This window comes from Rhodococcus sp. NPDC056516 (assembly GCF_042794655.1).
Classification (GTDB): domain Bacteria; phylum Actinomycetota; class Actinomycetes; order Mycobacteriales; family Mycobacteriaceae; genus Rhodococcus_F.
Map to the genome: position 1 here is coordinate 42,662 of NZ_JBHTTG010000002.1, position 24,306 is coordinate 66,967.

At 64.3% G+C, this 24,306-nt stretch carries 21 protein-coding genes and 1 tRNA gene; 7 read left to right on the forward strand and 15 right to left on the reverse strand.

Annotated elements, in window-relative coordinates; all coding sequences use genetic code 11:
- Positions 1–32: 32 nt before the first annotated feature.
- Entirely contained in the window at positions 33–2,891 is a 2,859-nt protein-coding gene (gene gcvP / locus ACFQ6Y_RS05385; RefSeq protein ID WP_378629960.1) for an aminomethyl-transferring glycine dehydrogenase, read from the forward strand.
- 19 nt (positions 2,892–2,910) lie between these two features.
- On the opposite strand, the gene ACFQ6Y_RS05390 is transcribed toward gcvP, so the two are convergent.
- The 7 genes from ACFQ6Y_RS05390 to ACFQ6Y_RS05420 all read right to left on the reverse strand — a co-directional run bounded on the left by ACFQ6Y_RS05390 (position 2,911) and on the right by ACFQ6Y_RS05420 (position 11,939).
- The gene (locus tag ACFQ6Y_RS05390) at positions 2,911–4,062 is read right to left on the reverse strand and encodes a metallophosphoesterase (protein WP_378629963.1); all 1,152 of its coding nucleotides are present in this window, start codon (positions 4,060–4,062) and stop codon (positions 2,911–2,913) included.
- On the reverse strand, positions 4,062–5,756 hold the full coding sequence (locus ACFQ6Y_RS05395; protein ID WP_378629966.1) for a VWA domain-containing protein: 1,695 nt from the start codon (positions 5,754–5,756) through the stop codon (positions 4,062–4,064). The genes ACFQ6Y_RS05390 and ACFQ6Y_RS05395 overlap by 1 nt, the downstream gene beginning before the upstream one ends.
- Positions 5,757–5,916: 160 nt before the next feature.
- On the reverse strand, positions 5,917–8,100 hold the full coding sequence (locus ACFQ6Y_RS05400; protein WP_378629969.1) for a malate synthase G: 2,184 nt from the start codon (positions 8,098–8,100) through the stop codon (positions 5,917–5,919).
- 152 nt (positions 8,101–8,252) lie between these two features.
- Positions 8,253–9,503 (reverse strand): saccharopine dehydrogenase family protein, encoded by a 1,251-nt coding sequence (locus tag ACFQ6Y_RS05405; protein WP_378629971.1) that lies wholly within the window; start codon positions 9,501–9,503, stop codon positions 8,253–8,255.
- Between the two features lie 44 nt (positions 9,504–9,547).
- A complete protein-coding gene (locus tag ACFQ6Y_RS05410; RefSeq protein WP_378629975.1) occupies positions 9,548–9,997 on the reverse strand; it encodes a universal stress protein in 450 nt (149 codons plus the stop codon).
- Positions 9,998–10,203: 206 nt separating this feature from the next.
- Positions 10,204–11,745: an SDR family NAD(P)-dependent oxidoreductase gene (locus tag ACFQ6Y_RS05415; protein ID WP_074447104.1), complete on the reverse strand. Its 1,542-nt coding sequence runs from the start codon at positions 11,743–11,745 to the stop codon at positions 10,204–10,206.
- A 108-nt stretch (positions 11,746–11,853) separates the two neighbouring features.
- Positions 11,854–11,939, reverse strand: a tRNA-Leu gene (locus ACFQ6Y_RS05420).
- Positions 11,940–12,057: 118 nt separating this feature from the next.
- Between ACFQ6Y_RS05420 and ACFQ6Y_RS05425 the strand changes: the two genes are divergently transcribed.
- Together ACFQ6Y_RS05425 and ACFQ6Y_RS05430 are read left to right on the forward strand one after the other, a co-directional pair.
- Positions 12,058–13,410, forward strand: coding sequence for a M20/M25/M40 family metallo-hydrolase (locus ACFQ6Y_RS05425; RefSeq protein WP_378629979.1), 1,353 nt, complete (start codon positions 12,058–12,060; stop codon positions 13,408–13,410).
- Positions 13,411–13,475: 65 nt separating this feature from the next.
- A complete protein-coding gene (locus ACFQ6Y_RS05430) occupies positions 13,476–14,018 on the forward strand; it encodes a YbhB/YbcL family Raf kinase inhibitor-like protein (protein ID WP_378629981.1) in 543 nt (180 codons plus the stop codon).
- A gap of 58 nt (positions 14,019–14,076) precedes the next feature.
- On the opposite strand, the gene ACFQ6Y_RS05435 is transcribed toward ACFQ6Y_RS05430, so the two are convergent.
- The 3 genes from ACFQ6Y_RS05435 to ACFQ6Y_RS05445 all read right to left on the reverse strand — a co-directional run bounded on the left by ACFQ6Y_RS05435 (position 14,077) and on the right by ACFQ6Y_RS05445 (position 16,496).
- Positions 14,077–15,147, reverse strand: coding sequence for a quinone-dependent dihydroorotate dehydrogenase (locus ACFQ6Y_RS05435; RefSeq protein ID WP_378629983.1), 1,071 nt, complete (start codon positions 15,145–15,147; stop codon positions 14,077–14,079).
- A gap of 75 nt (positions 15,148–15,222) precedes the next feature.
- The gene (locus ACFQ6Y_RS05440) at positions 15,223–15,471 is read right to left on the reverse strand and encodes a DUF5703 family protein (protein ID WP_007733391.1); all 249 of its coding nucleotides are present in this window, start codon (positions 15,469–15,471) and stop codon (positions 15,223–15,225) included.
- Positions 15,471–16,496, reverse strand: coding sequence for a YncE family protein (locus ACFQ6Y_RS05445; RefSeq protein WP_378629986.1), 1,026 nt, complete (start codon positions 16,494–16,496; stop codon positions 15,471–15,473). The genes ACFQ6Y_RS05440 and ACFQ6Y_RS05445 overlap by 1 nt, the downstream gene beginning before the upstream one ends.
- Positions 16,497–16,679: 183 nt before the next feature.
- Between ACFQ6Y_RS05445 and ACFQ6Y_RS05450 the strand changes: the two genes are divergently transcribed.
- Positions 16,680–17,102, forward strand: a complete 423-nt coding sequence (locus ACFQ6Y_RS05450; protein ID WP_378629988.1) for a hypothetical protein — start codon at positions 16,680–16,682, stop codon at positions 17,100–17,102.
- On the opposite strand, the gene ACFQ6Y_RS05455 is transcribed toward ACFQ6Y_RS05450, so the two are convergent.
- The 5 genes from ACFQ6Y_RS05455 to ACFQ6Y_RS05475 all read right to left on the reverse strand — a co-directional run bounded on the left by ACFQ6Y_RS05455 (position 17,083) and on the right by ACFQ6Y_RS05475 (position 21,822).
- Positions 17,083–17,946, reverse strand: coding sequence for a heme ABC transporter ATP-binding protein (locus ACFQ6Y_RS05455; RefSeq protein WP_378629991.1), 864 nt, complete (start codon positions 17,944–17,946; stop codon positions 17,083–17,085). The two genes, ACFQ6Y_RS05450 and ACFQ6Y_RS05455, sit on opposite strands and share 20 nt — an antisense overlap.
- Positions 17,943–18,965 carry an iron ABC transporter permease gene (locus ACFQ6Y_RS05460; RefSeq protein ID WP_347873118.1) on the reverse strand — a complete coding sequence of 341 codons (1,023 nt, stop codon included), beginning with the start codon at positions 18,963–18,965 and terminating at the stop codon, positions 17,943–17,945. The genes ACFQ6Y_RS05455 and ACFQ6Y_RS05460 overlap by 4 nt, the downstream gene beginning before the upstream one ends.
- A gap of 138 nt (positions 18,966–19,103) precedes the next feature.
- Entirely contained in the window at positions 19,104–20,111 is a 1,008-nt protein-coding gene (locus ACFQ6Y_RS05465; protein WP_378629994.1) for a hemin ABC transporter substrate-binding protein, read from the reverse strand.
- A complete protein-coding gene (locus tag ACFQ6Y_RS05470; protein ID WP_378532906.1) occupies positions 20,108–20,794 on the reverse strand; it encodes a heme oxygenase (biliverdin-producing) in 687 nt (228 codons plus the stop codon). Before ACFQ6Y_RS05470 ends, ACFQ6Y_RS05465 begins: the two co-directional genes overlap by 4 nt.
- A 92-nt stretch (positions 20,795–20,886) precedes the next feature.
- Positions 20,887–21,822, reverse strand: a complete 936-nt coding sequence (locus ACFQ6Y_RS05475; RefSeq protein WP_378629997.1) for an aldo/keto reductase — start codon at positions 21,820–21,822, stop codon at positions 20,887–20,889.
- Positions 21,823–22,050: 228 nt separating this feature from the next.
- Between ACFQ6Y_RS05475 and ACFQ6Y_RS05480 the strand changes: the two genes are divergently transcribed.
- Genes ACFQ6Y_RS05480 through ACFQ6Y_RS05490 form a run of 3 tightly spaced genes read left to right on the forward strand, consistent with a single transcriptional unit; the run spans position 22,051 to position 24,305 of the window.
- Positions 22,051–22,896, forward strand: a complete 846-nt coding sequence (locus ACFQ6Y_RS05480; RefSeq protein ID WP_378446071.1) for an undecaprenyl-diphosphate phosphatase — start codon at positions 22,051–22,053, stop codon at positions 22,894–22,896.
- Between the two features lie 58 nt (positions 22,897–22,954).
- On the forward strand, positions 22,955–23,650 hold the full coding sequence (locus tag ACFQ6Y_RS05485; RefSeq protein ID WP_378446070.1) for a histidine phosphatase family protein: 696 nt from the start codon (positions 22,955–22,957) through the stop codon (positions 23,648–23,650).
- A 55-nt stretch (positions 23,651–23,705) separates the two neighbouring features.
- Positions 23,706–24,305: a DUF3090 domain-containing protein gene (locus ACFQ6Y_RS05490; protein ID WP_030537532.1), complete on the forward strand. Its 600-nt coding sequence runs from the start codon at positions 23,706–23,708 to the stop codon at positions 24,303–24,305.
- The last annotated feature ends 1 nt before the right edge of the window (position 24,306 follow it).

The window sequence follows — 24,306 nt, forward strand, 5'->3', positions numbered from 1 at the left end:
GTCCTGATCCTCCGATCTGTCTGGGAGTTGTCGTGATCGACGCTGCAAGCCGTATATTTGCCGACCGCCATGTCGGTCCGAACGCCGCGGAACTCGCGCGCATCCTCGAACTTGTCGGGGTCGATTCACTCGACGAACTGGCAACCAAGGCCGTCCCTTCCGTCATCCTCGACGCTGCACCGGACGGCATCGCCGCCGGACTCGACGCTCTGCCGCTGCCGGTCGGAGAGCACGAGGCACTCGCCGAACTGACCGCTCTCGCCGCCCAGAACACCGTCGCGACGTCGATGATCGGGCTCGGCTACTTCGACACGTTGACGCCGCCGGTGTTGTTGCGCAACATCATCGAGAACCCGGCCTGGTACACCGCATACACCCCGTACCAGCCGGAGATCAGCCAGGGCCGCCTCGAAGCCCTCCTCAACTTCCAGACCATGGTCGCCGATCTCTCCGGCATGGAATTGGCCAACTCGTCGATGCTCGACGAGGCCACCGCAGCCGCCGAAGCCATGACGCTCCTGCGCCGCGCGAACCGCAGCAAGTCCCCGCGATTCGTCGTCGACGCCGATCTGTACCCGCAGACCCTCGCCGTCATCGAGACTCGCGCCGAGCCGCTCGGCATCGAGATCGTCTCCGCAGACCTCACCGCTGGTCTTCCCGAAGGTGACTTCTTCGGCGTCATCGCCCAGATTCCCGGAGCCTCGGGACGGGTCGTCGACTACACGTCGATCATCGCGGAAGCTCACGAGCGCGGCGCACTGGTTGCCGTCGGCGCCGACCTCCTTGCGATGACGCTCATCACCTCGCCGGGCGAACTCGGTGCGGACGCGTGCTTCGGCACCACCCAGCGTTTCGGTGTTCCCATGGGGTACGGCGGTCCACACGCCGGTTACCTGGCCGTGCACTCCAAGCATGCGCGTCAGCTACCCGGCCGCTTGGTCGGTGTCTCGATCGACGCCGACGGAGACAAGGCATACCGCCTCGCGCTGCAGACACGTGAGCAGCACATTCGCCGCGAGAAGGCGACGTCCAACATCTGTACCGCTCAGGTGCTCCTCGCCATCCTCGCTGCGATGTACGCGAGCTACCACGGCGCCGAGGGGCTCAAGGCGATTGCGTTGCGCGTCGCTGCCCGCGCGAACGCGTTGGCAAACGGCCTGCGCGAAGGCGGCGTGACCGTTGTCCACGATTCGTTCTTCGACACCGTGCTGGCGCAGGTTCCGGGCAAGGCTGCCGACGTTGTCGCTGCGGCCAAGGAATCCGGGATCAACCTGCGCCTGGTCGACGCCGATCACGTCGGCATCTCGTGCGACGAGGCCACCACCGCCGATCACGTTCTCGCAGTGCTCGACGCGTTCGGCATCGAAGACGCTGTTGTCGCCATCGAAGCAGAGGGCAACTCGGTTCCCGCTGCTCAGGAGCGCACCTCCGACTACCTGCAGCACGAAGCTTTCACCCGTTACCGTACGGAAACGGCAATGCTCCGCTACCTGCGCGCGTTGTCTGACAAGGACATTGCGCTCGATCGCAGCATGATCCCGCTGGGTTCGTGCACCATGAAGCTCAACGCGACCGCCGAGATGGAATCCATCACTTGGCCCGCGTTCAACGCGATCCACCCGTTCGCGCCCACGTCGGATGCGCCCGGTCTGCTGAAGATCATCAAGGATCTCGAAGACTGGCTGGTCGCGGTGACTGGCTATGACAACGTGAGCCTCCAGCCCAACGCCGGCAGCCAGGGGGAGTACGCGGGCTTGCTCGCGATCCGCAACTATCACCTCAGCCGCGGCGACGATCACCGAGACACCTGCCTGATTCCCTCGAGTGCTCACGGCACCAACGCGGCTTCGGCTGTCATGGCCGGGATGCGCGTCGAGGTTGTCGCGTGCCGTCCCAACGGTGACGTCGACGTCGACGATCTGCGTGCGAAGATCGCCGATCACGCCGAGCGTCTCGCCGCGATCATGATCACCTACCCGTCCACGCACGGTGTCTACGAGCACGAGATCTCCGACATCTGCGCAGCGGTACACGACGCCGGCGGCCAGGTGTACGTCGACGGCGCGAACCTCAATGCGCTTGTCGGCCTTGCTCGTCCGGGACGCTTCGGCGGCGACGTCAGCCACCTGAACCTGCACAAGACCTTCTGCATCCCGCACGGCGGCGGCGGACCCGGCGTCGGCCCGATCGGTGTGCGCTCACACCTGACGCCGTTCCTGCCCGGACACCCGATGGCCCCCGAACTCGGTGGTGGAGGCACGATCTCGGCAGCGCCGTACGGCAGTGCGTCCATCCTGCCCATCACCTGGACCTACATCCGGATGATGGGAGCTGCGGGCCTGCGCCGCGCCAGCCTGACCGCCATCGCGTCGGCAAACTACATCGCGCGTCGACTCGACGAGTACTTCCCGGTTCTCTACACCGGTGAGAACGGCATGGTCGCGCACGAGTGCATCCTCGATCTGCGCGGGTTGACCAAGGACACCGGCGTCACCGTCGACGACGTCGCAAAGCGTCTGGCCGACTACGGATTCCATGCCCCGACCATGAGCTTCCCCGTGGTCGGCACACTGATGGTCGAGCCCACCGAGAGCGAGAACCTCGAAGAGATCGACGAGTTCTGCGAAGCGATGATCGCCATTCGCGGCGAGATCGATCGCGTCGGTGCCGGCGAGTGGACGGTGGAGGACAACCCGCTTCGCGGTGCTCCCCACACCGCCGGAAGCATTGCAGCGCAGTGGGATCACCCGTACTCGCGTGAGATCGCAGTCTTCCCGCGTGGCAAGGCTCGCCCCAAGGTGTGGCCGTCCGTGCGTCGTATCGACGGTGCACACGGCGACCGCAACCTGGTCTGCTCCTGCCCGCCGATCGAAGCGTTCGCGGGCAACTAAGGCGTGTGCCCGCCGGAGATCATCCCCTCTCGCGTACGAGTTCGAGAACGGTGATCTCCGGCGGTGCGCCGACGCGTACCGGAGGGCCCCAGGCCCCGGCGCCACGCGTCGTGTACAGCACGGTGTTTCCGACCTTGTCCAAACCCTGCACTGACGGCTGCTGCAACGGAACGAGATAGCGCAGCGGCCACATCTGCCCGCCGTGGGTGTGCCCGGACAATTGCAGATCGATACCCATCTCGGACGCTTCGATCGCCTGGCGCGGTTCGTGCGCGAGAAGCAAGGCGAACGTATTCGGATCGCGGCCCGCGAGGGCGGCTGTCAGATTCGGCTCGTACGGGGCCGGCGACGTGTAGTCGTGGATGCCCACGATGTCGATGGTATCGCCCCCATGCTGGATCGAGGTGCGGCTGTTGCGAAGTGTGGTGATCCCCAATGTTTCCCACACGTCGAGCCATTTGCCGCCGTCGTCGGCGTAGAACTCGTGGTTGCCGCTGACTCCGAAGATTCCGTCCGGCGCCCGAAGATCGGCGAGCGGAGCAAGATCGGGTGCAACTTTCGCGACGGTGCCGTCCACGAGGTCCCCGCCGATCGCGATCAGATCGACATTCTGCGAGTTCACGATATCGACCACCTTGCGGGTGAAGTCGACCCCGCGGGCCGGACCCACGTGCAGGTCGGTGATCAGGGCGATCCGGTATCCGTTGAAGCCCTCGGGCAGTCGTGCCAGGCGCACCCGAATTCGGGAGACCTTCGGGTTCGACGCCTCGTAGACGCCGTACCCGGCGGTGCCCAACGCCGCGAGAGTGACTGCCGCTGTGGCCAACTGCAACGTACGACGCTTGGACGGGTCGACCTCGGCGGTCGTGTCCGTGCGGCGTGCACGCAGACGACTGATCCCGGCGAACAGCCCGATCACGAGCAGTCCTGGAATCAGGTACAGCCACGAGGCCAGCCAGATCCATCCGAGAAACCCGATCGGTCGCGCCCACGACGTCGGAAAGACTTCGCCGCTGCCGACCCCGATGAGCGTCGAGACCGCCAAGACGACGAGCACAGTGTCTGCCAGGCGAGCCCATCGTCTCGGCATGCCCGTGGCACGAACGAGCCTGCGGTGCAGGAACCACGTCAGAAGAGCGAGGAGAACCGCGAAAACCGCAACGCGCCCCATCAGGACAGCATCTTCGTCACGGCGGCGGCGAGTGCCGGGTCGGACGTCGAATCGACGCGAACCAATGTTCCGCCCGTCCTGTCCGACACGTCTTGGAGCGTGGAGACGTCGTTGCCCGCACCGACGACGATCACGTCGACCTGTACCGGACGCGACGGATTGCCAGCAGCGGCGATCGCACTGAGCAATTCGCTTCGCGTCGTAGTGGATTCGTCAGGTGTACTCGAGGTGATCAGCAACACCGAGTTGACCCGTCCCGCGTCGAAACCGTCCACCGCAGCCTTGTACGAACTGGCAAGCGCCGGATACTTGGAGGTCTTTCCGCCTGAGCGAAGCCCGTTGAGGAAATCGGTGATCGTGGCGCGCCGATTCGGTTCGGACAGTGAACCACCCGGAACCAGGATGCGCTCGGACGGTCTTCCGTCCGTGTTGGTGCTGAACTCGCGAAGGCCGATGTCGGACGCGTCAGGGCTGCGACCTAATTGAGTATTCAATGCCGCAGCAACATTCGCCAAGCGGGTATTGCCACCGTCGTCGGTACCCATCGACGCCGACGTGTCCATCAGGATGGTGGCACTACGCGGAGAGACCGGGTTGGCGACGATGTCACCGAGCATCGCTGCGGTTTCGGCCGAAGCCGGTTTCAACGTGGACGAGATCTTGGCCGGGGACACCGCACCGAGATCGGGAAGGTCTTGGCCCTCGACCCGGAAACCGGCGCCGACGAACAACTGTGACTGATTCGGCTCACGCATGAAGTCGGCAAACTGTGCCGCTGCGCGCGAGGCCGTTTCGTCGATCCCGCTGCCAGCGACGATGACCGCCGGATAGTCCGCGACGGGCGTTGCGCCGGTGGGTGAGTACGTCGTCATCGCAGCGTTCGCGCTCTGCGCTATCGACTGTTCCGTGGCCGGAACGGCTTTCACCGAATCCGGAGTTCCGGCGCTCAGTGCACCGAGGGCTTCGGCGGTGGATGCGGGAGGAGCAGGCAAGGATTGGAATTGCAACGCCCGCGCACTGAGTGCAGCGTTGACCTGGGCGGACTTCGCTTGATCCGTCGTGACCGGACCGGCGCCCGCATCGGCGACATCGGCAGCGATTGCCTGTGCAGCCATCGAAGTTTCGGTACTTCCGACCGGCAGGGCAACCGTCAGATCCGAAGGCAATGACTTCCAACTCGATGCTGCGCCGGCCAATGCTGCCGCGGTCTCGGGACCGGCTGCCAGAACGATCGGGGAACTCGCGAGCGAGCGAGGATCACCGTTGATCACGGCCTTCCCGGCCAACGGCGCGAGCTCGAACGAACTCGTCGGGATCCACAGCGAGGGACGCGGTCCCAGGGCTGCGTCGTCCCAGGGTGCCGCCGGACCGGCTTCGAGTGCCGCCGAGACCGACGCGGACGGCGCACCGTGCACCACAACGGCGATGCAGTGATCACGCACCACCGGCGAGGTCTGGGTGTACCGCTTCGCCAGTTCCTCGACCTGTGGGGCGATGGACGGATCCGCGGAGACGTCGAGCGTCTTGTTGCCCTCGACGCACGTGCCTGCTGCCTGCTGTCCCTGATCGTCGATCCGGTTGCTGAGGGCCTTCCATCCGAAGAAGCCTGCCACGATCAAGACGATCAGCACGACGACAAGAATCGGCCCCTTGCTGATACCTCTGGCGCCTGACCCGCCGCGATGTTCGCCCACGTACCTTGCCCTACCTTGGTCACTCGAAGAATGTCTGTTGAACGGACTGTGTCCTCGGCCAGTCTAGTGACGAATCTTCGGGGCCTACGCGAACAGCCTCGACACCGGGAGCGGTGCCGAGGCTGTTCGGGTTCAGCTTCGAGTTCGAAGAAGGGTGAAATCAGGCGTTGGCAGCCTTGTACTCGCGGCGGCGGCGATGCAGGATCGGCTCCGTGTATCCGCTGGGCTGCTTCGCACCTTCCAGGATGAGTTCCTTGGCAGCCTGGAAAGCGATGTTGGAATCGAAATCAGGTGCCATGTTGCGGTACTCGGCGTCGCCCTCGTTCTGACGGTCGACAACCGGTGCCATGCGCTCGAGCGCAGTCACGACGTCGGTTTCGCTGACGATGCCGTGACGCAGCCAGTTGGCGAGCAGCTGGCTCGAGATGCGCAGCGTGGCGCGATCCTCCATGAGCGCGACATCGTGGATGTCGGGAACCTTGGAGCAGCCGACGCCCGCGTCGATCCAGCGGACGACGTAACCGAGGATGGACTGGCAGTTGTTGTCGAGCTCTTCCTTCTTCTCCGCGTCCGTCCAGTCGGTGCTGGGAGCGAGCGGGATGGTCAGGATGTCGTCGACGCTCGCGCGCGGCTTGCCCTTCAGTCCGTCCTGAACAGCGAACACGTCGACGCGGTGGTAATGCGTCGCGTGCAGCGTTGCGCCGGTCGGCGAAGGGACCCACGCGGTGTTGGCGCCGGCCTTGGGGTGGCCGATCTTCTGCTCGAGCATGTCAGCCATCAGCTCGGTCATGGCCCACATGCCCTTGCCGATCTGAGCCTTGCCCTGCAGACCGCAGGCCAGTCCGGTGTCGACGTTCCAGTCCTCGTAGGCGCCGATCCACTTCTGCTTCTTCATCTCGGCCTTGCGCACCATCGCGCCGGCTTCCATGGAGGTGTGGATCTCGTCGCCGGTGCGGTCGAGGAAGCCGGTGTTGATGAACACCACGCGGTCGACGGCTTCCTTGATGCAGGCAGCGAGGTTGACCGTCGTACGACGCTCCTCGTCCATGATGCCGACCTTGAGCGTGTTCTCCGGAAGCCCGAGGACCTGCTCGACGCGGCCGAACAGTTCGGTGGTGAAGGCAACTTCCTCGGGACCGTGCTGCTTGGGCTTGACGATGTAGATCGAGCCGGTGCGGCTGTTGTCGAGCGGGCCGTTGGCGTCACTGATCGAGAGGCCGTGGACTGCACAGGTGCTGGTGATCAAAGCGTCGAGAATGCCCTCGGGAACCTCGTTGCCGTCGGCGTCGAGGATCGCGGGGTTGGTCATGAGGTGACCGACGTTGCGGACGAACAGAAGTGAACGACCGTGCAGGCTGAGTTCGCTGCCGTCGACGGCGGTGTACTTACGGTCGCCGTTGAGCGTACGAGTGAAGGACTTGGCGCCCTTCTTGATCTCCTCGGACAGGTCACCGCGGTTGAGGCCCAACCAGTTTCGGTAACCGACAACCTTGTCGTCGGCGTCGACAGCGGCGACCGAGTCCTCGAAGTCCATGATGGTGGTGACGGCGGATTCGAGAACGACGTCCTTGACGCCGGCGGCGTCGGTGCTGCCGATCGGGGACGAGGCGTCGATCTGGATCTCGGCGTGCAATCCGTTGTTGAGCAGCAGGATGCTCGTCGGTGCGTCCTTCTCGCCGAGGTAGCCGACGAACTTCTCCGGCTGGGCGAGCGTGGTGACGCTGCCGTCTGCCAACGTGATCTTCAGTTCACTGCCGTCGACAACGTACTTGGTTGAATCTGCATGCGATCCCGACACGAGAGGTGCTGCGGCGTCGAGGAATTCACGCGCCCAGGCGATGACCTTGTCGCCGCGGACCTTGTTGTAGCCGGAACCCTTCTCGGCGCCGTTCTCCTCCGAGATGGCGTTGGTGCCGTACAGCGCGTCGTACAACGAACCCCAGCGGGCGTTGGACGCGTTGAGTGCGAAGCGCGCGTTGAGGATCGGGACGACCAACTGCGGGCCGGCCGTGGAGGTGATCTCCGTGTCGACGTTCGTGGTGGTGACCGAGAACTCGGCAGGCGTCGGCAGGAGGTAGCCGATTTCCTGCAGGAACGCCTTGTACGCGGCGGCGTCGATGGGAGCGCCGGCGTGATCGCGATGCCACTGATCGATCTGAGCCTGCAGATCGTCACGCTTGGCAAGCAAGTCGCGGTTCTTCGGTGCGAGCTCGGTGATGACCTTGTCGGCGCCGGCCCAGAACGTTTCGGCGTCTACACCGGTGCCGGGAAGAGCCTCCTCGACCACGAAGTCGTAGAGAACCTTGGCAACCTGAAGACTGCCGACCTGAACGCGCTCAGTCATGAATAGCCTCACTTTTCCGAAAGCGGAGCACCACATATGGATGCCATGAACCAACATCAATGTTACCTGGGAGTATTCCCACCGCTGTCCGCGCCCTGAGCTGCGATAATCGGGCGCGAATAGCTGAAACGATCAAGTGAAATTCGTTCTGTCTAGAGTTTGCGCGCGGAAATCTCGAAACCGGCTTTGCGCAGACGCTCGACCAGGACGTCGCCGAGCGCTGTCGCCGGGGTCAAAACGCCGGTGGCCGGGGGGAGATCCTTTTGGTCCTTCGCCAACGACAACGCAGATTCGCCGAGCATTACCGCCGTCGCGCTGTATCCCGGGTCGCCCTTCGCCTTCACTCGTGATGTGTATCGGGCGCCGGTCGTGGTCGTGGTGAACACGTCGAGCGTGAAGTGGCCCTTCTTCTGGGTGCTCTCGCTCGGACCTTCACCGGGAGCAGGCAATACTTTGTCGAGAAGGAAGCGCGTCGGGGGAAGGGCGAGTCCGGCGACCAGCGCACCGAGGCCGACCGCCACTCCGCCCGCGATCACCGGAGACACGACGGAAGAGCCGACGCTCATCACCTCGCTGTACTTGAACTTCTTGCCGTACGCCCACTCTCGGAGCGCATTGCTGCGACGGACGACTCGTGTGTTGTACGACGCCATCACGAACGGTGCCTTCCACCCCTTCACTGACGGATCGATCTTCTTGCCGTCGACCACGCTCACATCGCTCTGGCGTCCGAGTTCGGGCTCCCGATCACGATCGGGGCTCAGCGAGTACGGCGAGGCGGCGAGTTTCCGCAGGCGCGCATCGTCTTTCGACACGTCGATCTGGTTGCGAAGCGAATCGATCGTGCCACCGCTCACGCCTCCGCGCAGGGCCGTGACCACCAGGGTCGTGTCGGTGAGCTCGCCGGCGCCGTCGGCGGCGACCTTCTCGTGCAGGACGTGAACTCCGAGATCGGAAGGGATGGAATCGAATCCGCAGGAATGGACGATTTTGGCACCCGTCGACACGGCCAGGTCGTGGTTGGCGTCGATGCTTTCGCGGTGGAACAGCACCTCGCCGGTGAGGTCGACGTAATGAGTTCCGGCGGCAGCGCATTCGTGAACAAGAGCGTGGCCGTACTTGGCATATGGACCGACCGTGGTGGCGACGACCCGGGTTCGCTGGGCGAGTGCCTTCAGTGCTGTTGCGTCGTCGGCGTCGGCGATGATCAGGGGGAGATCGGCAGCGGCGGTACCCAGATCGGCGCGGGTGGCTGCCAACTTCTCGAGGGAACGGCCGCCGAGGCCGATCTTCGTGCCTTCGGGCGCGTGTTTGACCAGGTAGTCGGCGAGCAGCTTTCCGACGAAGCCGCTCGCTCCGTAGACGATGATGTCGAGTTCTCGGGCGGGCGAGGTTCCAGTCATGGAGCCAGCCTACAAACGAGTATCGGAAAGTGATGTGACCGCGGTCACTCGGCGGGGAGGGGTTCCTTGACGACGAGGATCGGAGCCTCGACTTCGAGCAACAGGCGCTGCAGCGGGCGTTCGAGCAGGAACTTGCCGATGGGGGACATCCGGCGCGTTCCGACGATCAGGAGATCGACACCCGCGCCGTGCACCAGGTTGACGAGCGCGGTCACCGGATCGCCGTCGTGCTCGGTGGTGCGCAGATCCCACTTCGTCTCCGAGAACCCACCGGCGTCGAGCGCCGACTGAATCTCGCCGCGCAGAGCGGCCCGGTCATCCTCGGTGTTTCCGATGCTGACGGTGTTTCCGATGCTGACGGTGTCTCCGATGTTGACGTCGTCCAGTACGTGCAGAACCAGGAGTTCTTCGCTTCGACCCACGGATTCCCGTGCAGCGGCCACGATTGCGGCGCGGCCTTCCGGGCTGTCCTTGTGTACGACGGCGATCGTCATGGTTCCTCCGAGTCGGTGAGCAGGTTCGCAGTCCATTATCGCCTGCAATGCTGTGCTCTACCTGAAATGAGCTACTCGACACGGGGGTTTGGGGGTGACGAGATCGCCACATCGGGGCGGCTAGGTGCCGCCTGTCACCACTGCGGCGGTGCCGCCCATCATCACTGCGGCGGTGTCGCCCATCATCACCGCGGCGGTGCCGCCCATCACCACGGCGAGGGTTTGTAGTCCTTGAGGAAGCAGCCGTGCAGGTCGACGCCCAGCTCGCCCTGAACGATGGGGTCGTAGACGCGGGCTGCACCGTCGACGAGGTCGAGTGGTGCGTGGAAACCTTCGTCGGCCAGACGCATCTTGGTGAAGTGCGGGCGTTCGTCGGTGATCCAGCCGGTGTCGACGGCGGTCATGAGGATGCCGTCGTCGAGCATTTCCTTGGAGCTGGTGCGGGTCAGCATGTTCAGTGCTGCCTTGGCCATGTTGGTGTGCGGGTGGCCTGGGCCCTTGTACGCGCGGCTGAACTGGCCTTCCATAGCGGAAACGTTCACGACGTACTTGCGTCGCGCCGCGGCCGCGGCCATCGACGGGCGCAAGCGCGAAACGAGAATGAAGGGCGCGACCGAGTTGCAGAGCTGGACTTCGAGAAGCTCGATTGGATCGACCTCTTCGACGGTCTGAACCCAGCTGTTGGTGTGCGCGAGGTCGGGCAGCAGCCCGCCCGCGTCGATGGCGATGCCCTGCTCGATGCGATCGGGCGAAGCCGACTTGGCGACGAGAGCGAGCGAACTGACCGCGTCGGCCGAGAGATTTCCGGAGGTGATGCTCGCGACGTCCGACAGCGATCCAGCCAGAGCAGCGGGGTGAGCGTCGCTCGTCTTGCCGAAGGTCAGGACATCGGGCAGTTCACCGGCAGGCAGTGCGCCGGACTCGGCGTCCACCAAAGCGCCGTAAGCACCGGGGGAGCGTCGAACTGTTTGTGCGGCGTTGTTGATGAGGATGTCGAGCGGGCCCTGTGCGGCAACAGAATCCGCGAGTGCAACAACCTGGGCGGGGTCGCGGAGGTCGATGCCGACGATGCGCAGACGATGAATCCAGTCGTTGCTGTCCTCCATCGCCTTGAATCGGCGGATCGCGTCGTTGGGGAATCGCGTCGTGATGGTCAGATGCGCACCGTCACGCAACAGGCGCAAAGCGATGTACATGCCGATCTTCGCGCGGCCGCCGGTGAGCAGTGCGCGTCGGCCGGTCAGATCAGTGCTGGCGTCACGTTTGCTGCGGCTGGTGGCAGCGCAATCGGGGCACAGTTGGTGGTAAAAGGCGTCGACTGCGGTGTAGCGCTGCTTGCAGATGTAGCACGGCCGCGCCTTGATGAGCGTGCCGGCTGAGGCGCCGGCGGTGTTCGACTTGATCGGAATGCCTGCGGTCTCGTCGTCGATGCGATCGGGTGAACCGGTGGCCGTCGCGGCGACCACTTGGCGGTCGGCTTCGTTGACGGCTGCGCGCGAAGCGAGGCGGCGTTTCTTCTTGAGTCGCTTGAACAGATGGCCGACAGCACGCTGCATGGTGATCGAGTCGGGATGCTCGTCGTCGAGTTCGGCGGCTTCGGAAAGGACCTTCAAGCAGATTTCGAGTTCTGCGGGGTCGAGTCCGGTGAGTTCGGCTCGAGCAGATTCTGAATCGGCTGTTTCCAGCGAATCTGCCTGCAGTGCATCCGACTTCTTGGTGTCTGTATCCACTTCGAACTTCTGTTCCATCTCGATCGCCGCTCGCGCGGACTATTCCCTGGTTCGGGAACTTCGCCAATTACGAGAAAAGCTCCGGTTCGATGAACCGGAGCTTTTCCTGTCTGTCTCAACACAGAGTGTCCGAGGGGGGACTTGAACCCCCACGTCCGTTAATAGGACACTAGCACCTCAAGCTAGCGCGTCTGCCATTCCGCCACTCGGACTCGGCCCCGATTTCTCGGTGCTGGGAAAGAGTATCCGATTAGCTCAGCTGCCCCAAATCGCCAGGTTGCGGGGCATTCCGGTCGCCCGCGCCGTTTGATTCGATGGTAGGAAAGTGGAATGACCACAACCCCGATTAATCCGAATCCGAGCAGAGCCGAAGCAGAAGTAGTCGAACTGGTCAGTTCTCTCATCCGCTTCGACACCTCGAACACGGGAGAACTCGAAACCACCAAAGGCGAGCGTGCGTGCGCGGAGTGGGTTGCCGCGCAGCTTCAAGAAGTCGGTTACGAGACGGAATACGTCGAGTCCGGTGCACCTGGCCGCGGGAATGTCTTTGCTCGCTTGAAGGGAGCCGAGTCGGGTCGCGGCGCGCTGATGCTTCACGGTCACCTCGACGTCGTCCCGGCCGAGCCCGCCGACTGGAGCGTGCACCCCTTTGCCGGCACCGTCCAGGACGGTTACGTCTGGGGGCGCGGCGCCGTGGACATGAAGGACATGGTCGGGATGATCCTGGCCCTCGCCAGACAGTTCAAGGCGGAAGGCGTCGTACCGCCGCGTGATCTGGTGTTCGCCTTCGTGGCGGACGAGGAAGCGGGCGGAAAGTACGGATGCCAGTGGCTGGTCGAGCATCGCCCGGATCTGTTCGAGGGAGTGACCGAGGCCGTGGGTGAGGTCGGCGGCTTCTCGCTGACGGTTCCGCGACCTGACGGAACCGACCGCCGCCTCTACCTGGTGGAGACTGCGGAAAAAGGACTCGGGTGGATGCGTCTGACCGCCAAGGGACGCGCCGGACACGGCTCCTTCCTCCACGACGACAACGCGGTCGCCACACTCGCCGGCGCGGTCGCGAGGCTAGCTGCCCACCAGTTCCCGATCGTGATCTCCGATTCGGTCGCGGAGTTCCTGACCGCCGTCGGGGAAGAGACCGGATTGGATTTCGATCCGGGATCACCCGACATCGACGGGACCCTCGCGAAGCTGGGCACGATCGCCAACATCATCGGCGCGACGTTCCGTGACACCGCGAACCCGACGATGCTCAAGGCCGGATACAAGGCAAATGTCATTCCGCAGACGGCCGAGGCGGTCTTCGACTGCCGTGTGTTGCCGGGCCGGCAGGCCGAATTCGAGCGAACGGTGGACCAACTGATCGGTCCCGACGTGACCCGCGAGTGGATCACCAAGCTGGACTCGTACGAGACGACGTTCGACGGCCACCTTGTCGACGCCATGAACGAGGCGATTCTCGCCCACGATCCGGAGGCTCGCACAGTTCCGTACATGCTCTCCGGTGGAACCGACGCGAAGGCATTCGCGAAACTCGGCATTCGCTGCTTCGGTTTCGCACCGTTGCAGTTGCCGCCCGAGCTGGATTTCAGCGCGCTGTTCCACGGCGTCGACGAGCGAGTTCCGGTGGACGCACTACTGTTCGGGACACGTGTTCTGGAACATTTCCTGCTCAATTCCTGACGAGCACGTGGATAGATCCGTGAGCTCGACTCACATCGAGCTCTCTTGTCACAGAAAGGATTCGCATGGCGCACGATCCGTACGAACCATTGCCGAAGTTGCCGAGTTTCGAGCTGACCAGTGACGACATCACTGCCGGCCAGCCGCTGAAGCTTGCTCAGGCCAGTGGTGCCTTCGGTGTTCCCGGTGGCGAAGACATCTCACCGCAGCTCTCGTGGTCGGGCTTTCCGGCCGAGACGAAGAGTTTTGTCGTGACGGTGTTCGACCCGGACGCACCGACGGCGTCGGGATTCTGGCATTGGGCCGTGGCGAACATTCCGGCTTCCGTCACCGAACTTCCGGCCGGTGCCGGTGCCGGCGCGGCCGACAGCAGTGTCCTGCCTGCCGGAACCGTCACGCTCCGCCACGACGGCGGCGGGTTCGGTTTCATCGGTGCAGGCCCGCCTCCCGGGCACGGTCCGCATCGCTACATCGTCGCGGTGCATGCCCTCGATGTGGAGACCCTCGACGGGGTCACTGCCGACTCGTCGCCGGCGTTCCTCGGTTTCAACGTGTTCCATCACGCGATTGCGCGTGCAACCCTGACCGGGACGTTCGAGGTCGAATAGTCACCCCGCTGTGCGCCTTTGTTAACCGCGGGCGGTTAATAAAGGCGCACAGCAGTTTCTAGCGAGGGTTCTCCGCTCCGACAGCCTGGGCGATCGACGAGAAGCCTGCCGCGCGCACGCGCTTGGCGATGCCTTTGTGGATGCTGCGAGCCCAGAACGGTCCGCCGTAGATGAAGCCGGTGTATCCCTGCACCAGCGTCGCGCCGGCGAGGATCCGTTCCCACGCCTGATCGGCCGTCTCGATACCGCCGACCGAGATGATGGTCATCTTGTCGCCCACTCGGGCGTGCAGGCGCCGAAGTACCTCGAGCGAGCGCTCGGCAACCGGTGCGCCGGACAGCCCGCCCGCGCCGAGTGCAGCTACCTCGGCGTCCGGGGTGTTCAAACCGTCGCGGCGGATCGTGGTGTTGGTCGCGACTATTCCGGCAAGTCCGAGTTCGACGGCCAGATCGGCGACGGCGTCGACGTCGTCGTCGGAGAGATCGGGAGCGATCTTCACCAGTACCGGCACGCTGACGGTGTCGAGCACGGCCTGCAGGATCGGGCGCAGTGATTCGACGGCCTGTAGATCACGGAGTCCGGGTGTGTTCGGCGAGCTGACATTCACGACCATGAAGTCGGCCAGCGGTCCGAGAAGCTGCGCGCTGGCGGTGTAGTCGGCAGCGGCGTCGGCGGCTTCGACGATCTTGGTCTTGCCGATGTTGGCGCCGATCGGCACCGTGACGCGGCGCTGCCGCAGGAAATTCGCCGCGTGACCAGCGCCGTGGTTGTTGAAGCCCATCCGGTTGATCAGAGCGTGATCGGCCGGAAGACGGAACAGACGCGGCGCGGGGTTACCGGGCTGAGCCTGGGCCGTCACCGTTCCGACCTCGGCGAAACCGAATCCCAACGGGCCCCAGGCGTCGACTCCGGTGGCGTCCTTGTCGAATCCGGCCGCCAGACCGAGAGGTGCGGGGAACGTCAGACCGAAAGCCTGACTGCGCAAAACCGGGTCGTCGACGACAAGAACTTTTGCGACCAGCCAGCGAAGGGGAGCGAACCGTGTCACCAGTTTCATCGCGGTGAAGGCAATGTGGTGGATGCGTTCCGGTGGTACCCGGAACATCAGGCTCAGCAGCAGTTGGTACACGATTCTCCAGCTCTTCGGTGGTGTGATGTTGTCAGCGGCTTCGACAGCGGCGGGCCCTGGTCGTCTGTTGGACGATCAGTGCTGAATGCCGTCCGGATCGGTCACGTGCAGCGGCGTCTTCTTGCGCTTGAGAAGCACACGTCGGCTGCCGTCGGGATAGAGACGAACACGGGAGAGCTCCCACCCGCCGAACTCGGCGGAGATCGCCAGGCGCATCGACGCCGTGACCCGCGAAACGTTCGGCGGTAGCCGGAGTGGCACGTAGTCGAACTTGTCGTCCGACGTTTCCCACTGCGCGGGGATCCCGCGCGCACGCTTTTCCATCAGTTCTCCCGTGACGGGATGACCTGCAGCCCGTCACCGGTTGCCGATCCGACGATCAGATTGCCGTTGGAAGAGTCTACGGCCAACGAATTCGGCTGTCGCACCGTCTTGAACCGTCCGGTCTCCACAGGGATGCCGGACGACAGGTCGAAGCCGACTACCTCGTTGGTTGCGGTCAGCGTGACCCACACTCGATCCGCGGTCTCGTCGTAGGCAACGGCGTACGGTGACTCGCCGACGGGGTAGCGCTGGTGCATCAGGAGCGGATCGGCAGTGAAGACGAGCAGTTCGTTGCCGGTGGTGTCGGTGACAAGGATGCGTCCGAAGCGATCGGTGGCCAGGTGGGTCGCACCCTCACCGGCACGGAGTGCAACGCCGAGTTTGCCGTCTTCGAGGTTGATCGCCGTCAGCGAGGTCTGACGGTGATCGAGGGCGCTCAGGTTGTCGCCGGTCACCGCGAGTTCGTCCACGGATGCGAATCCCGAAACCTTCTGTGACTGATCGGTCTTAGGGTCGACGATGTGAACTGAACCATTGTCCGTACCGATCGCGATGCGGCCGTCGGTGAGTTCGACCGCGGAGTTCGCCTGGCCGTCGACCGGGATGGAAGTCTGTTCGCCCGAAGTCAGTTTCAGCTTCACTACCTGGCGATCCATTGACAGCAGTGCGTTGCCGTCAGCGGCGATCGAGACGTCGCGTACGTCCGAATTCAGGGTGATCGGACGACCTGTCGAGGCCGGGTCGGCGCCGGACAGGCCGTCCGCAGGAACGACCAGCACCGAGCGTGGGTTGTCGGCGACCAGGACAGCGCTGCGCGTGATCGGGTCGAATGTGATGGAATCGATCAGACCTGAATACGGGTGAACCACGCCGTCCGGGGTGCTGGTGGTGGCCGGCGAGACCGCGGCCGTTGCGGGATCGATCGTGATGAGGTCGTCACCGCCATCTCCGGAAGAACATCCTGTGACCAGCAGAACCGCCGCTCCCATTGCTGCTGCAGTGGTGCGGATCCCTAGGCGAGCCATGTGTAGTTCCTCTTTTTCTTGTCATCTGTTCTTCACGCAGTGCGACTGTCATCGATCATCCCTGATCGCAGTCGGGCGCCGTTCATCGCGTCGAGGATCTACCGACCATTCCGCTCACACCCTTGACGCGATACCGTACGAACAGCGATTGCGGTTAACGCTGCAATCACCGAGGAGATCATTGTGATTCCCACAGAACCCACCGATTCCGGCGCGCAGTCGCCCGAACCGGCGCGGCCGGGCTTCGAGATCGAGGACCTCACCGTCGGCGCTCACGCACACGGTTTCGGCAGGTCCGACGGTCGGACTTTCGCGTTTCGCGTACGCAAGAGCGTGTTGTTCGTCGAGGTTTACGGCGAATACTGCGAGCACAGTGTGCCGACCCCGTCGGATGTCATCGCTACGGCCGAGCGATCGGTGACCGATATCGATCTGACCGACGAGCGAAGCATCGCCGGTGTGGTCCGCGACGCAGTTCTGTCGACGGAGGCTGATTGGTCACAGCCCGGTCCCGGTGACGGAGTTCGTGAGGGCGACAGTCGCAGCCTGCCGACGGTGAGAGCCGTCCTCAACAGGCTGGGATCGATCATCGATTCTGTTCGGTGAATTCTCGGCGCGGGATCACCAGGGTTGCTCCGGTCTTCGGATGTGGGAACACCTCGACCGGATAACCGTAGACGCGGGTCAGAAGTTCTTCGTGCAACACCGATTCCGGGGGACCGTCAGCGGCGATCCGTCCATTTTCGAGCACGACAATCCGATCCGCGTACGCCGCTGCCAACGCGAGATCGTGCAACACGACGACGACGGCATCGCCGTCCGCAGCGCGGGCGCGAGCCACGGACATCACTGCCTCCTGGTGTCCGAGATCGAGTGCTGCCGTCGGTTCGTCCAGCAGGATGGTCGACGTCTCCTGCGCCAGTACCCGCGCAAGTGCGACTCGCGCCTGCTCGCCACCGGACAGCACGGCAAACGGCCGATTGGCGAACCCTTCGACATCGCAGGTCTTCATCGCCGCGGTGATGGCAGCGCCGTCGCGGTCTTCTCGGCGAGTTCCGGCCCACGGTGCGCGTCCCATGCGAACGACCTGGCGAGCACTGAACGAAAATCCGATGGTGTGTTTCTGGGGGAGCACCGCGCGTCGGCGCGCCATGTCGATCGGTGACCACTGTGTGAGGTCGTTGCCGCCGACCTCAACCCGCCCGGCGATGACAGGCTGATCACCGGCCAACGCCGCAAGAAGTGTCGACTTACCGGCGCCGTTCGGTCCGACGAGGACGACGACTTCTCCGGCCCGAACTTCGAGGGACACACCTTCGAGAATGTGCCGACCACCGCGCTCGACAGTGATGTCGCGCGCCTCGAGGGTGACATCACCGACGCCAGGGCTCTCCGGTTCGGGGGTGACGCGGCCGAAGAATTCGCGCCAGTTTCGGACGAGGCTGCTCATGCCCACCCGCCCTGTTGTGCGCGAGTGCGTCGGAGAAGCCAGAAGAAGAACGGTCCACCCACCAGAGCGGTCAGCATTCCGAGTGGCAGGTCCGCGTTGTCGATCAGCGACCGCGAGCCGAGGTCTGCGACCAGCAGAACCAGTGCGCCGGCGAGGGCGCTCGCGGGAATCAGCGCGCGGTGGCCAGGTCCGACGAGAATGCGCATCAGGTGCGGAACGACCAGACCGACGAAGAGGATGATGCCGGTGAAGGCCACACTCGCCGAGACCAGGAGAGCGACGATCAGAACCGCGAACTGGCGAAGCCGTTCGACGTTGACGCCCAGGTGACGGGCCGCGTGTTCACCGAGCGCCAGCAGGTCGAGACGCGGGGCGATCATCATGGTCGCGGCGATCCCGACGACGGTCATCGGGGCCACGATCAGGACTGCGTTCCAGGAAGCGCCGTTGAGTGAGCCGAGTTGCCAGAACACGATCTGATCGCGAGCAGACGGGCTGGCGACAAAGGTGAAGAAGGCGATGAGACCGCCGGCGAACGCGTTGATCGCAACGCCGGTCAGCACCAGCGTCACCACTTCGGTTCTGCCCTCGTGCCGAGCGAGCAGATACACCGCAGCTGTGGTCACCAGTCCGGCGACGAACGCCGCGGCAGCTACAGCCCAGCCGGCCACGAACGTGCCGCCGACGACGATGACAGCGCTCGCACCGACCGCAGCGCCCGCGGACACTCCGATCACTCCTGGCTCCGCGAGTGGATTGGAGAACACACCCTGCAGGAGCGCACCGGAACATCCCAGCGCCGCGCCGACACAGATGGCGAGCACGACGCGGGGGAAACGAACCTCCCACAAGGTCACTTCACCGCTGGGATGGGCGGGCATCGGACCGAGATCGAGCCCGATGCGGTGCAGGATGCTGCCCAAAACCTCGAGTGGTGACGTCGGAACCTGACCGATGCACGCCGACAGCACTGCGACGATCACCAAAGCGAGAGTCAAGCTGATCAGAACCGCACTCACCCGCGACCGCGACGCGGGGCGAGATGCCGACTTGTCGGCGCCCTTGACCTCGTGTGAATCCTCGGCTGCGGACCCAGTCTTACCTGCGTCGGAACTATCTGTTTCTGTACTCACGAATCAGCACTCACAAATCTCTGCTCACGATCCACCGGGCTCGTAGATCGCTTCGGCAAGTGCCGCCATGACACGTCCGGTGTTCGGCCCGAAGCTGAGCAACACTCCGTCCTCCATGTCGACTACTCGTTTGTTCTTTCCGGCCGGTGTCTGAGCAATGCCAGGGACCTTTTCGAGGCCGTCGATACCGCCGATCGACGCCAACCCGTCCGTCATCATGAGCAGGGCGTCCGGCGCGGCGGCGATGAGCGCCTCGCTGGTGATGGGCACGAACTGTTGTGCGATGCCCGAGGCGGTTCCTGCATCGGTGGCGCCGAGTGCCTCGATCAAGGAATCGGCTCCGGACCCTTCACCGCCGATCATGGTGATGGCCGATCCGCGCATGTAGAGGAACGCGATCTTCAGCGGATCGCCCTCGGCGGGGACCAGATCACGAGCTCCAGCGATTTCCGATTCGGTCCGATCGACCAGCGCCGCGCCCTGGGCGGGGACGCCGAGCGCGTCGGCGACGGCCTGGAGTTGCCCCGGCACACCCTCGAGTGTTCGGGTGGGATCGAAGAAGACGACTGGAACACCGGCGGCGCGCAACTGATCCTGGACGCTCTTGGGCCCGATACTCGTGTCGGTGAGAACCACGGTGGGATCGAGGTCGAGGATCGCCTCGGTGTTGAGCGATTGGCCGCCGACCGTGACAACCGGCACGTCCGCGACTGCGGGGAACTTGGCTGCGGTGTCGCGGCCGACAAGTTTGTCACCGAGGCCGAGCGCCACCGTCGTCGTCGCGAGCGTCCCGTAGCGGTCGGCCGTAACGATCCGGCTGTTGTCGGTGATGGTCACGTCGAGGCCGTCGAAGCTCTTCACCGTCACGGGCAGTGTCGCGGTCGGGTTGTCGGAGATGGGAACCGGACTGGAATCTTCGAGTACCGCGGTCCGGGCACCCTGAGATGTCGTGGAATCGTCGCTGGACCCGCAAGCCACCAGCCCGAAACCGGCTGCTGCGACCAGTGCCGCCGCGGCCAAGCGCTTCATCATTTGACGAGGTAGCTCTCGATGTCGCCTTCGAGGTCGGCGAACAGGTCGCCGTTGAGGCGGTACGCCAGATTTACCTCGTCGATGAAACGCTGCTGTTCCTCGGCAGGAATCTGCAGCGCATCCAGATTCGAGCGGTAGTCGTCCTTGAAGGGCTTCGGCTTGGGGATGCCTTCGAAGATGTAGAAGCGAAGTCCGTCGGTCTCGAATCCGTAGGCGCGTTCGAGCATGCGGCGGATGATCTGTCCGCCGGACAGATCGCCCATGTAGCGCAGGTAGTGGTGTGCGACGAACCCGGCGGGCCAGTCGAACGCCACCTCCTTCAGGCGGGCGATGTAGCGCTCGGTTGCCGGCAGTGCCACGAGTTCGTCGCGCCAGTTCGGTCCGCCGAGGAATTCGAGATCGGACTCGAGTGAAGCCACCCGCAGCAGATCCTCGGACAGGAACGGAGTGACCAACTCGTTGTCGGCGTGGGTGCGGCCGGCTTCTTCGAGGCTGGTGTAGACGAGGTAGGTCTGCCCCAGGAGAGCGGCATAGCCTGCGGTGGTCAGCTCACCGCCGAGCAGAGCACCCACGAAACGCGACTGCTCGGTCTCGCGGTGCGCAGCGTCCGTCTCGGTCTTGATTCGTTCGGAGAAGGCGGGGCCTGCGTCTGCGGAAAGGCTGTCTGCGTCGAGCGTGGTCATGGATTCTCCTGAGGCTGTAGTAAAGCGTTGCCTACTAGGTTAGCCTGCCCTCGCCAAGACGATACCTTCGGTATTTCGATCAGCGGGACGAACTAAGCGCTCACGTCGTCGAGAGCCGCGGCAATCGCTTTCGGAAGTTCCAATTCTTCGGTTGCCAGTACTCCTGTCAACTGGGCGAGATCACGCGTGCCGACGACGGCGCTGGCCACCCCGGCGCGATCGCGCGCCCAGGCCAGTGCCACCGCCAGTGGTGAAGTACCCAGACCGTCGGCGGCGGTAACGACGGCGTCGACCACCCGGATCGAGGAATCGGTCAGGTAGCTCTGAACGTCCTGTGAATGTGCTTCGTCGGCGCCGCGGGAATCGACGGGAATGCCGTCGCGGTATTTGCCAGTCAGAACGCCGCCCGCGAGAGGCACTGCGGCGAACACTCCGACGCCGTGATGGGCCGCCGCTGCGAACAATTCCTCCTCGACGCCGCGTGCGAGCAGTGAGTACTCGGCCTGTGTCGCGGTGAGTGTTGTTGCGCCACCGGCTCCGACGGCCGTCGCCAGCTGCCAGCCGAGGTAACCGCGCACCCCGACGTACCGCACCTTGCCGCTCGAGACCGCGTAGTCGAGGGTTGCTGCAACCTCGTCGACGGGCGTGAGCGGATCCCAGGTTGCGACCTGCCACATGTCGAGGAAGTCGGTTCCGAGTTCACGAAGAGTCGCGTCGAGTTGGCGGAGCAATCCGCGCCGCGAGCAGTCGACGCGGTCGGTGCCGATCGGAGTGGGATCGATGCCGGCGCTCGAGCTGATGATGAGTTCGTCACGCGGAACGACGTCGTCGAGCAACTCGGCGAGGATCCGTTGCGCCGCACCGGCGCCGTACGCGGGCGAGGTGTCGACCAAGGTTCCGCCGGCCTCGGCGAAGGCGAGCAGCTGCGCCGCAGCCTCGTCGCCGTCCGTGTCGCGTCCCCATGTCAGTGTGCCGAGCCCAAGTCGCGAGACCCGAAGTCCGCTCGTTCCGACAGATCTGTGCTTCATAACCGCCTGCATCTCGCGCCCGACTCGTGTGCGCAAGTGCGGCACCCGAGAGATCTCACCACGTGCAGACTAGTGGGCGCTCGCCTCGAGTCGGGGTATTCGGACACGGACGTGCCGGGCGCGGCGCGCTGCAGTGAGCACCGGTAGCGTGGCGCCGGTGAAACGTGAACCCGACACACGAAACCTGTGTGCAGTAACCCCATTCGAATCAGCCGGGATCGGTGAGTGATGGGCGAAGCGATGACCTGGCTCCAGGCCGTGATCCTGGGCCTCGTGCAGGGATTGACCGAGTTCCTGCCCATCTCGTCTTCCGGACATTTGCGAATCGTGTCGGAGATATTCTTCGGCAGTGACGCCGGTGCGTCCTTCACCGCGGTGACGCAGCTCGGCACCGAGCTGGCAGTGCTGATCTATTTTGCGCGCGACATCGTGAGGATCATCACTGCCTGGTTCCGGGGTGTGTTCAACGCCGAGCATCGGGGCGATCTCGACTACCGCATGGGTTGGTACGTCATCATCGGCACCATTCCGGTCGGCATCCTCGGCTTCTTCTTCAAGGACCAGATCCGTACCGGCGCACGCAATCTGTGGTTGATCGCCACAATGTTGATCGTGTTCGCGCTTGTCATCGCCGCTGCCGAGTACTACGGGCGCAAGACTCGGCCCATCGAAACGCTCACAGCGCGCGACGGCATCATCATGGGTTCGGCGCAGGCACTCGCGCTCATCCCGGGCGTCTCGCGCTCAGGTGGCACGATCAGCGCCGGTCTTTTCCTCGGGCTCACCCGTGAGGCCGCAGCCCGTTACTCGTTCCTCTTGGCGATTCCGGCAGTTCTCGCCTCCGGTTTGTTCAGCCTCCCGGATGCCTTCGAGCCGGCCGGTGAGGGTCTGAACGCGAGCGGTCCGCAGTTGCTGGTGGCAACCGTCATCGCCTTCGCGGTCGGTTACGCAGCGATCGCCTGGCTGCTTCGATTTGTTGTCGATCACTCCATGTACTGGTTCGTCGGATACAGAATCGCTCTCGGCGTAGTCGTCCTTGCGTTGCTGGCCACAGGGGTCGTGTCCGCGACATAGGGCCCGTTTCGACGTCGACCACCCGTCCGTGCGGCCACCGCCCCATTAGGGTTGTGGAATGACAGTTGTCCTACTGCGGCACGGGCGGTCGACGTCCAACACTGCCCATACCCTGGCCGGTCGAACGCCGGGTGTGGAACTCGACGATCACGGCCGGAAACAGGCCGAAGGCGTCGTCGATCGGCTGGTCGGTCTGGACATCGCGGAGATCGTCCGCTCGCCGCTGTTGCGGTGCGAGCAGACGGTCGGCCCCATCGCCGTCGACCGTGGTCTGACGCCGCTGGTGGAGGATCGCCTCATCGAGGTCGACTACGGAGACTGGACGGGCCGCCCTCTCAAGGAACTGCTGGAGGAACCGCTCTGGAAAGTGGTGCAGCGCCACGCTTCCGGTGCCGTGTTCCCGGGCGGTGAAGGACTGGCCCAGGTGCAGGCGCGAGCCGTTGCCGCGATCCGCGAGCACGACGCACGGCTGGCCGAAGAACACGGCAAAGACGTCGTCTGGATCGCGTGCACGCACGGCGACGTCATCAAATCGGTTCTCGCCGACGCGTTTGCGATGCACCTCGATTCGTTCCAGCGCATCGTCGCCGAGCCCGCTTCGGTCAGCGTGATTCGGTACACGGCCACTCTGCCGTTCGTACTGAGGGTCAACGACACCGGAGACGTGCTCGCAGCGATCGGTGCAGCGAAGGCCGCGACCAACGGCTCGGCTCCTGCACAGGAGTCCGTCCCCGGCGGAGAGGTCGGTGCGTGAGCTGTGACGGATAATGGGTACTCAGTGATGTTCTGCTCGAACTCGAGGAGGTGCAATGTCGCGCGCGATTCACGTATTTCGCACTCCTGACCGATTTGTCGCAGGGACGGTGGGCGAACCCGGTGACAGGTCTTTCTATCTGCAGGCCGTGCACGAAGCGCGGGTGGTGAGTGTGCTGCTCGAGAAGCAGCAGGTTCAGGTCCTCGCCGATCGCATGGGCCTACTCCTCGAAGAGGTACATCGCCGGTTCGGAACCGAGGTTCCGCCGCAGGCCGACGACGTCTCCGATCTCAGCCCGTTGGTCACTCCGCTGGACGCGGAGTTCCGGGTGGGCACGATGGGACTCGGTTGGGACGCCGATGCCGGCGCGGTCGTCGTGGAGTTGCTTGCCGTCAGCGAGACGGAGTTCGACGAATCGGTTGTCCTCGACGACGCCGACGACGGTCCGGACGCGGTCCGTGTGTTTCTGACACCTGAGCAAGCGCGCGAATTTTCGCTGCGGTCCGAACGCGTCATCGCGGCGGGACGCGCGCCGTGCCCACTGTGTGGTGAACCGTTGGCGCCCGAGGGGCACGTCTGCATCCGCACCAACGGCTACCGACGCGGCGAGTCCTTCGGTTTTGCGATCGACGACGCAGACGACGACGAGGTCTGAC

Coding starts and splice junctions, on each gene's coding strand:
- ACFQ6Y_RS05390 (WP_378629963.1), bottom strand. CDS start 4,062: ATGGGGCGCGTTGCGGTTTTCGCGGTTCTCCTCGCTCTTCTGACGTGG.
- ACFQ6Y_RS05400 (WP_378629969.1), bottom strand. CDS start 8,100: ATGACTGAGCGCGTTCAGGTCGGCAGTCTTCAGGTTGCCAAGGTTCTC.
- ACFQ6Y_RS05405 (WP_378629971.1), bottom strand. CDS start 9,503: ATGACTGGAACCTCGCCCGCCCGAGAACTCGACATCATCGTCTACGGA.
- ACFQ6Y_RS05410 (WP_378629975.1), bottom strand. CDS start 9,997: ATGACGATCGCCGTCGTACACAAGGACAGCCCGGAAGGCCGCGCCGCA.
- ACFQ6Y_RS05415 (WP_074447104.1), bottom strand. CDS start 11,745: ATGGAACAGAAGTTCGAAGTGGATACAGACACCAAGAAGTCGGATGCA.
- ACFQ6Y_RS05425 (WP_378629979.1), top strand. CDS start 12,058: ATGACCACAACCCCGATTAATCCGAATCCGAGCAGAGCCGAAGCAGAA.
- ACFQ6Y_RS05430 (WP_378629981.1), top strand. CDS start 13,476: ATGGCGCACGATCCGTACGAACCATTGCCGAAGTTGCCGAGTTTCGAG.
- ACFQ6Y_RS05440 (WP_007733391.1), bottom strand. CDS start 15,471: ATGGAAAAGCGTGCGCGCGGGATCCCCGCGCAGTGGGAAACGTCGGAC.
- ACFQ6Y_RS05445 (WP_378629986.1), bottom strand. CDS start 16,496: ATGGCTCGCCTAGGGATCCGCACCACTGCAGCAGCAATGGGAGCGGCG.
- ACFQ6Y_RS05455 (WP_378629991.1), bottom strand. CDS start 17,946: ATGAGCAGCCTCGTCCGAAACTGGCGCGAATTCTTCGGCCGCGTCACC.
- ACFQ6Y_RS05465 (WP_378629994.1), bottom strand. CDS start 20,111: ATGATGAAGCGCTTGGCCGCGGCGGCACTGGTCGCAGCAGCCGGTTTC.
- ACFQ6Y_RS05470 (WP_378532906.1), bottom strand. CDS start 20,794: ATGACCACGCTCGACGCAGACAGCCTTTCCGCAGACGCAGGCCCCGCC.
- ACFQ6Y_RS05475 (WP_378629997.1), bottom strand. CDS start 21,822: ATGAAGCACAGATCTGTCGGAACGAGCGGACTTCGGGTCTCGCGACTT.
- ACFQ6Y_RS05480 (WP_378446071.1), top strand. CDS start 22,051: ATGGGCGAAGCGATGACCTGGCTCCAGGCCGTGATCCTGGGCCTCGTG.
- ACFQ6Y_RS05485 (WP_378446070.1), top strand. CDS start 22,955: ATGACAGTTGTCCTACTGCGGCACGGGCGGTCGACGTCCAACACTGCC.
- ACFQ6Y_RS05490 (WP_030537532.1), top strand. CDS start 23,706: ATGTCGCGCGCGATTCACGTATTTCGCACTCCTGACCGATTTGTCGCA.